Source organism: Rhodococcus chondri, assembly GCF_036327435.1.
GTDB lineage: Bacteria > Actinomycetota > Actinomycetes > Mycobacteriales > Mycobacteriaceae > Rhodococcus > Rhodococcus chondri.
The window spans coordinates 1-7,856 of sequence record NZ_JAUZMZ010000201.1; the positions used below are offsets into that span (position 1 = coordinate 1).

General features: G+C 69.6%; 7 protein-coding genes and 1 pseudogene. 2 read left to right on the forward strand and 6 right to left on the reverse strand.

Annotated features, from left to right (window positions below; translation table 11 throughout):
- The 6 genes from Q8814_RS22765 to Q8814_RS22790 form a co-directional block, all read right to left on the reverse strand.
- A partial coding sequence (locus Q8814_RS22765) for an ABC transporter ATP-binding protein (protein WP_330154250.1) occupies nt 1–683 on the reverse strand: 683 nt, incomplete at its 3' end.
- Nucleotides 680–2,146, reverse strand: coding sequence for an ABC transporter permease (locus Q8814_RS22770; protein ID WP_330154251.1), 1,467 nt, complete (start codon nt 2,144–2,146; stop codon nt 680–682). The genes Q8814_RS22770 and Q8814_RS22765, both read right to left, overlap by 4 nt.
- A 95-nt stretch (nt 2,147–2,241) precedes the next feature.
- Complete coding sequence (locus Q8814_RS22775) at nt 2,242–3,288, reverse strand: iron ABC transporter substrate-binding protein (protein WP_330154252.1); 1,047 nt, start codon at nt 3,286–3,288, stop codon at nt 2,242–2,244.
- A 77-nt stretch (nt 3,289–3,365) separates the two neighbouring features.
- Nucleotides 3,366–4,523 carry a M20 family metallopeptidase gene (locus tag Q8814_RS22780; protein WP_330154253.1) on the reverse strand — a complete coding sequence of 386 codons (1,158 nt, stop codon included), beginning with the start codon at nt 4,521–4,523 and terminating at the stop codon, nt 3,366–3,368.
- Nucleotides 4,520–5,680 carry a M20 family metallopeptidase gene (locus Q8814_RS22785; protein WP_330154254.1) on the reverse strand — a complete coding sequence of 387 codons (1,161 nt, stop codon included), beginning with the start codon at nt 5,678–5,680 and terminating at the stop codon, nt 4,520–4,522. The genes Q8814_RS22780 and Q8814_RS22785 overlap by 4 nt, the downstream gene beginning before the upstream one ends.
- Before the next feature lie 64 nt (nt 5,681–5,744).
- The gene (locus tag Q8814_RS22790) at nt 5,745–6,443 is read right to left on the reverse strand and encodes an enoyl-CoA hydratase/isomerase family protein (RefSeq protein WP_330154255.1); all 699 of its coding nucleotides are present in this window, start codon (nt 6,441–6,443) and stop codon (nt 5,745–5,747) included.
- 65 nt (nt 6,444–6,508) lie between these two features.
- On the opposite strand from Q8814_RS22790, the gene Q8814_RS22795 reads away from it, so the two are divergent.
- Together Q8814_RS22795 and Q8814_RS22800 are read left to right on the forward strand one after the other, a co-directional pair.
- Nucleotides 6,509–7,321, forward strand: a complete 813-nt coding sequence (locus Q8814_RS22795; RefSeq protein WP_330154256.1) for a purine-nucleoside phosphorylase — start codon at nt 6,509–6,511, stop codon at nt 7,319–7,321.
- Nucleotides 7,318–7,856 (forward strand): annotated as a pseudogene (locus Q8814_RS22800) (phospho-sugar mutase); the annotation flags it as partial. The gene Q8814_RS22795 and the pseudogene Q8814_RS22800, both read left to right, overlap by 4 nt.

Consider the following 7,856-nt stretch of genomic DNA (forward strand, 5'->3'; position numbering starts at 1 on the left):
CTGTACACCTCCTGCGGGGTGCCGAGCTGAGCGATCCGGCCGTCGAGCATGACCGCCACGTGGTCGGCGATGGCCAGCGCCTCCGCCTGATCGTGGGTGACCAGCACCGCGGCGACAGCCTGCTCGCGCAGCAACGCTCGCACGTCGGCGCGCAGACTCGACCGCAGGCCCGCATCGAGGGCACTGAACGGTTCGTCGAGCAGCACCACGGACGGTCGGGGCGCCAGCGCACGGGCCAGCGCGACCCGTTGCTGCTGGCCGCCGGAGAGCTGGCTCGGCTTGCGATCCCCCGTCCCGGACAGACCGACGAGCTCGAGCAGTTCGTCGACACGACCGCGGCGCTCGTCGCGCCGGCTTCGACGCGCAGTGAGAGAAGGTCGCACCAATCCGTAGCCGATGTTGCGAGCCACATTCAGGTGGGGAAACAGTGCACCCTCCTGCGGCACCAGCCCCACACCACGCCGCTCGGGAGGCAGATCGGTGACGGGTTTGCCGTCCACGACGACGCGGCCCGCCGACGCCGGATGCAGGCCGGCCACCACGCGCAGCAGCGTGGTCTTCCCTCCCCCGGACGGCCCGAGAACCGCAAGCAACTCGCCGCGGGGCACCGCGACGGACACATCGGTGACGACCTCGTTGCGGCCGTAGCGGGCGCACACCTTGTCGACGGTCAGTCCGGTCACTCTTCACCTCCGGTTTCTGCGAGGACCCGGCCCCGCAGCAGTCGACCCAGAATCAGCGACGGCAACGCCGCGATGAGCACCAAAATCACCGCGTACGGCGCGGCCGAGCCGTACGCGAGCGTCTCCGTGTGTTTCCACATGCCGGTAGCGAGGGTGTCGCGGCCGATGGGGACGAGCAGCAACGTCGCGGGCAGTTCCTTCGCGATGGTGAGAAATGCCAGCGCGGCACCGGCGACGACGCCGGGGGCAGCCAGCGGGATCGTCACCCGCAGACCGGTGAGCAGTCGCCCGCTGCCCAGGGTCGCCGAGGCGTCCTCGAGTCCGCGCGGCACGCCTCGGACCGCGGCATGGATCGAACCGACCGCAAGGGGAAGAAACAACACCGCATAGGCGATCAGCAGCATCGGTGTCTGCTGATACCACTGCGGGAGCAGCCGGATCCCGAAGAACACGAGTGCAAGACCCACGGTGATGCCGGGCAGGGCGAATCCGATGTAGGCGGCGCTCTCGGTGAAGCGCGACAGCGGCGACCCGGACCGCGCGGCGTATACGCCGACCGGTACGGCGAGGACCGTGGTCAGCAGCGCACCGAGCGCTGCCACCCACAGCGTGTAGGTGGTGGCCGTCCAGATGCCGGACCAGTCCACCGCGACCTGCTGCGACCGCCACAGCCAACGGGCGAGACCGGCCACCGGAACCCCCACACTCACGGTGAGCACCGCGACCAGAAAGGCGAGCGCCGGCCACTTCTGCGCGCCGAGCGCCACAGACTCCGGCGTGCGCGCGGCACCCGATCCGACGCGCGCGGTGGCGCCCCGGCGCACGCCGCGTTCGGCCACGGTCAGCGCGATGGCGAGCACGACGAGGACGAGGCCGAATACCGCAGCGGGCGTGCGGTCGAGCAAGCCGCGATAGCTGCCGTAGATGGCGAGAGTGAACGCCTCGTAGCGCATCAGGGCGACCGCGCCGAAGTCGCTGAGCGTGTACAGCGCCACCAGCAGTCCACCGGCGGCCGCGGTGGGCCACACCTGCCGCAAGGTGACGGTCAGGGTCGTGCGCACACGGCCGCGCCCCAACGTGCGGGCCACCTCTTCGAGTCCGGGATCGGCCGACGCGAGTGCTGCGGCCACCGGCAGATAGACGTACGGGAACGACGCACACGTGAGCACCAGCGCTGCGCCCACGAATCCTTCGAGGGCGGGGAACTGCGCGATCCATACGAAACCCGACACGTACGACGGGATGGCCAGCGGCACGCTCAGCGCGAGCGCGAACCAGCCTCGACCGGGCAGATCGGTGCGGGTGGTGAGCCAGGCCGCGGCTAGACCGAGGACGAGGCACGCCACCGTGACGGTCACGGCGAGAATGCCGCTGCGCCATACCAGATCGAGGGTGCGCGTCCGGAAGATCAGTGACCACACCCGGTCGGGTCCGTCGGCGTACGCGCGTGTCACCAGGTGCATGACCGGGGCGAGCGCGAAGACGGCGACACCCAGCGCAGCGAGAGCGAGGATCGGCCGGCTGCGCCGGGTGCCGGCGCGCCTGGCAGAAAGCGTGATCAGATGAATCCCAGTTCCTGTAGAAGTGCCTGGGTCTGATCGAGCGAGGCAAGTTCGGCAAGGTCGATGTCGGCGGTGCCGACTTCGTTCAGCGGACGCAGTTCGTCCTTGGTTTGCACGCCGTCGACGACCGGGTACTCGGAGGTCTCGTCGGCGAAGTAGGCCTGCGACTCGGGCGAGAGCAGGGCAGCGACGAACTGCTCGGCCTGTTCGGTCCGGTCGGTGGTGGCGAGGACACCGGCGCCGGCGATGTTCACGAGCGCGCCCGGATCACCGGGGGCGAAGTAGTGGATCTGCACGGCGAGGTTCTCGGCGCCCCGTTCCTCGGCGAGCCCGTACCAGTAGTAGTGGTTGGTCAAACCGAGGGTCGCCTGACCGCTGTCGACGCCTTCCATGAGCGGGCCGTTGCCCTCGAAGGCGATGGGGTCGTTCGCCTTGAACGCCTCGAGCCACTGACGGGCACCGTCTTCGCCGCGGGCCACGCGCAGCGCGGTGACGAACGACTGGAAGGACGCGTTGGTGGGCGCGAATCCCACCTGTCCCTTCCACTTCGGATCCAGCAGGCCGTCGATCCCGGTGGGGAGGGCCTGCGGCTGAACCTTGTCGTCGTTGTAGACCAGCACGCGGGCCCGGGCGGACGTGGCGACCCAGCCGCCGTCGGTGGCCCGGTACTTCTCGGGAACCAGGTCCGTCACGGCCGCGGGCAGCGGGGAGAGCATTCCCGCCTGGTCGAGGATGGCGAGCGCCCCCGCGTCCTGGCTGAACACGACGTCCGCCGGCGATGCATCGCCTTCTTCGATGAGTTTGCCGGTGATTTCCGGTGTGCCGCCGTAGACGACGTCGATCGGGAAGCCGAGCGTGCCTTCGAGTTGCTCGATCAGCGGGGCCACGAGATTTTCGCTGCGGCCGGAGTAGAGGGTGAGCGCGTCACCGCTCGGGGCCTCCGACGCCTGCTCGTCCGAACCGCCGTCACTGGAACACGCCGCAAGAGCCGCGGCCAGCGTTCCCGCCATCAGTACGGCGCCGAGCCTGCGTCGAAAGTTCATGGATCCTCCTGCGATGAGTGGGCCCACAAAGAGTACAGCTTGGGCAGCCTAAGCTCAGTAAGCCGGGGGTCCGGACGTCATCCGGCGCCGAGCGCCAGGTTCGTCATCACTCGCACACCCACGGGAAGCGCACGCTCGTCGAGGTCGAATGTCGGTTGGTGGATATCGAGTTCCGGACCGATGCCCGGCCACACGCCGAGCCGGCCCATCGCCCCGGGAACGCGTTCGAGATACCACGAGAAATCTTCACCGCCACCGGATTGCGGCGTGTCGGCCAGAACGTCGGGGCCCGCCGAGCGGATGGCGTCCTCGAATATCCGGGCCGAGGTCTCGTCGTTGACGACGGGCGGGACACCGCGCCGGTACTCGAGTTCGTAGCTCACCCCGGTGGGTGCGAGCAGCCCGTGCACGATTTCGCGGACCATGGGTTCGAGCAGTTCCCATGTTTCGTGGTCGCCGGTGCGGACGGTCCCTGCGAGCATCCCGGTGCGGGGAATCGCGTTCGGGGCCTTACCTGCGCTGACCATGCCCCACACCATGACGGTGCCGGTGCGCGGATCGATCCGTCGGCTCAGCATTCCGGGAAGACCCGTGATCACGGTGCCCAGCCCGTACACGAGGTCGCCCGTCAGGTGGGGGCGGGACGTGTGCCCGCCCGGTGAGTCGAGCACGATTTCGATGTGGTCCGCGGCCGAGGTGATCGCTCCGACCCGCATGCCCACCTTGCCGACCTCGAGCCGCGGGTCGCAGTGCAGCGCGAAGATACGCGATACCCCGTCGAGACCGCCGGCGGCAACGACGTCGAGGGCCCCGCCGGGCATCACTTCCTCGGCGGCTTGGAACACCAGCCGCACCCCCACGGGTAACTCGGGCACCGTGGCCAGCGCCAACCCGGCGCCGAGCAGCACGGTGGTGTGCGCGTCGTGCCCGCACGCGTGCGATACGCCCGGCACCGTCGACGCGAACGGGAGTCCGGTCAGCTCCTGCATGGGGAGCGCGTCCATGTCGGCACGCAATGCCACGCGGGGGCCGCTGGTCGGCCCCAGGTCGCAGATCAGTCCGGTACCGCGGGGCAATACCTTCGGCGCGAGCCCCGCGGCGGTGAGCTTCGCGGCGACGAACTCGGTGGTGGCGTACTCCTGCCGGGCGAGCTCGGGATTGGCGTGAATGTGCCGGCGCCACGCCGTCAGGTCGTCGGTGTGTTCCCCGAGCCACTTCTCCACGTACGGGTTCATCGGCGTTCCACCCCTTCGAGCAGGCGTGCACGCTGATCCGCGTCACGCGCTGCACGCGCAGCGGTGGCGACCAGTGCACGGGCACCGTCGAGAATCGCACGGTCCGCCGATTCGGTGATGCACGCGGCGGCGAAGGCCTCCTGGTGCGTGACCGCTCCCCCGGAGTCGAGGCCGATGACAGGGTGGATGCCCGGCACCACGTTCGTCACGTTTCCCATGTCGGTGCTGCCCAGGGGGCGCAATCCTTCCTCTTCGACGGGCACCGGTACACGCCCGAGTGCGATGATCTCCTCACGATATGCCTGTACCAGCCACGGGTCCGGTGTGAGCTCGGTGTAGGTGGGCGAAACCGTACGGATCCGGTGCGTGCACCCGGTGGCGAGCGCACCCGCGGCGAAACAGTTGTCGGCCCGCTCGGTGAGATCCAGGAGGGACTCGGCACTGGTGGCACGCAGGTAATACAGCAGTTCGGTGTGACTGGGCACGATATTCGGCGCGGTACCCCCGTTGCCGACGATGCCGTGGAGCTGCTGGCCCGGCAGCAGGTGCTGACGCAGCAGCCCCACCGCGACCTGCGCGACAGTCGCGGCATCGGCGGCGTTGCGGCCGTATTCGGGAGCCGCCGAGGCGTGTGCCTCACGACCGGTATAGGTGACGGCGATGTCGGCGAGCGCGAGCGACGTGGCGCCCGTGATGTCGAACGGTCCGGGATGCACCATCAACGCCGCTCCGACGTCGTCGAACACGCCGCGTCGGAGCATGAGCACCTTGCCCCCACCGGTTTCCTCCGCGGGGGTGCCGATCACCCGGACGGTGACACCGAGCTCGTCGGCCCTCTGGGCGAGCCCGATCCCGGCACCGACCGCGGCGGCGGCAATGATGTTGTGCCCGCAGGCATGTCCGATGCCGGGCAGCGCGTCGTATTCGGCACAGAATGCGATGACGAGGTCGCCGCTGCCGAAGCGGGCGTCGAACGCGGTAGGAAGATCCGCGATGCCCGTGCGCACCTCGAATCCGGCACCGCGGAGCATCTCGACAATCTTCGCGGCGCTGAGGTACTCCTCGAAGGCGAGTTCCGGCTCGGCATGGAGCGAATGCGACAGTGCGATCAGCGCATCGGAGGCAGCCTCGATCGCGCTGTCGGATTCGGTCGTCACGCACTCCAGTCTGTCATGTCCGGCACTGCCGCAGAGCGCAGGTCTTTCCCTCGCGTCGGCCGGATCAGCCCAACCGGAAATTGGACTCGTCGGTCCTCGTTTCGAGCGCGGCGATCAGCGGGGTGTGCAGGCTCCGCTTGATGCCCGCCAGGTTCGGACCGCGGGTGGAGGTGAGAGCCGCGGCCCGCTCGATGGCCGACGCCAGGACGGTGTCGGACTCGGCGACCTGTTCGACGATGCCGGCGGCCACGGCGTCGGAACCACTGAACCGCCGACCCGTGGTCATCGCCTCGACCGCAGTCTGGATCGGCAGGCGCGAGCGGATCAGCGCGGACATGCCCACGGTGAACGGCATGTTCAGGTGGACCTCGGGCAGCGACCAGAAACCCCGGTCGTCACGCATGACCCGGAAATCGTGTGTCAGCGCGAGCATGGCGCCGGCACCGAACGCGTGACCCTGCACCGCCGCCACCGTCGCGGCAGGGAAGGTGAGCATCCGCACGTACAGCGCATGCACACGGTCGAGATAGCCGCGCAGTTCGCCGAGGTTCGCGAAGATCCAGTCGGTGTCGAGACCGTTGCTCCAGAACTTTCCGGTGGCGGCGGTGACGAGTGCCGCCGGTCCCTCGTGGGCTTCTACTTCGTCGAGCAGGGCGTTCACGGACTCGATCCAGTCCGGATGGAAGCGGTTCTCGTTCACGTCCTCGTCGCGGTTGCCGAGGTACAGAACGAAGACGTCGCCGTCACGGTCGAGATAAGGCATGACGTCAGAGTAACCCCACTCCTTACCCAGGAGTAACAACGCGGTTGCCGTTAGGGTCTGACCCCATGGGAGCTACCGACGACGTCCTCGACCCCGCCGCCGAAGCCGGTGCGGCCGCTGCCGTGCTCGCCGAGCGCACCGGCATCGCCTCCCACCCGGTCGCCGTGGTCCTCGGCTCGGGATGGCGCGCCGCGGTCGACCGGTTCGGCGCGCCCACCGCGAGCATCCCGATGAGCGAACTGCCCGGCTTCGCTCCCCCGACGGCTGCCGGTCACCCCGGCACCATCCACTCGGTGCGCGCCGGGGACAACGCGGTGCTGCTGCTCGCGGGCCGCACGCACGCATACGAGGGGCACGACCTGCGCCGCGTGGTGCACCCGATCCGCACCGCGGTCGCCGCCGGCGCCCGCACCGTGATCCTCACCAACGCCGCCGGCGGCATCGACCCCGAGTTCGCCGTAGGGCAGCCGGTTCTCATCTCCGATCATCTCAACCTGACGGGACGCTCCCCCCTTGTCGGCGCGCAGTTCGTCGACCTCGTCGACGCGTACTCCGCCGAATTGCGCACACTCGCCCGGGAAATCGACCCGACCCTGCCCGACGGCGTCTACGCCGGACTACCCGGGCCGCACTACGAAACCCCCGCCGAGATCCGCATGCTGCGCACCCTCGGCGCCGACCTCGTCGGCATGTCGACCGTGCACGAGACCATCGCCGCCCGCGCCGCCGGCGCCCGGGTGCTCGGCCTGTCGCTCGTGACCAACGCGGCCGCCGGCATCACCGGCGAGCACCTCGACCACACCGAGGTCCTCGCCGCCGGCCGGCACGCGGCAACCCGGATGGGTGATCTCCTGCGCGAACTCGCGAGCCGGCTGTGACACTCCGCTTCGGAACCGCGGGCCTGCGCGGCCCGGTCGGCGAGGGCCCCGGCTGCATGAACGTGCCCGTCGTCGTGCGAACCACCGCAGGCCTGGCCGCCTGGCTGATCGAACAGGGTTCGGGGGGCGGCACGGTCGTCGTCGGCCGCGACGCCCGCACCGGCTCGGCCGAATTCTTCGACGCCGCCGCCGAGGTACTCGCCGCCGCGGGCTTCGACGTCGTCGCGCTGCCCCGTCCGTTGCCGACTCCCGTGACCGCGTACGCGGTCCGTGCGCTCGACGCGGTCGCCGGGGTGCAGATCACCGCCTCGCACAATCCCGCAGCCGACAACGGCTACAAGGTCTACCTCGCGGGTGGGGCACAACTCGTCTCACCCGCAGATCGCGAGATCGAAGCTGCGATCGACGCGGCTCCCCCGGCCGCGGACGTGCCGCGCGCACCCGTATCCGCCTCTGGCGGCGAACTCGTCGACCGGTACCTCGAGCGGGTGGCGTCGCTGCCCCGTTCGACGTACCGGAATCTCCGGAGCGCATT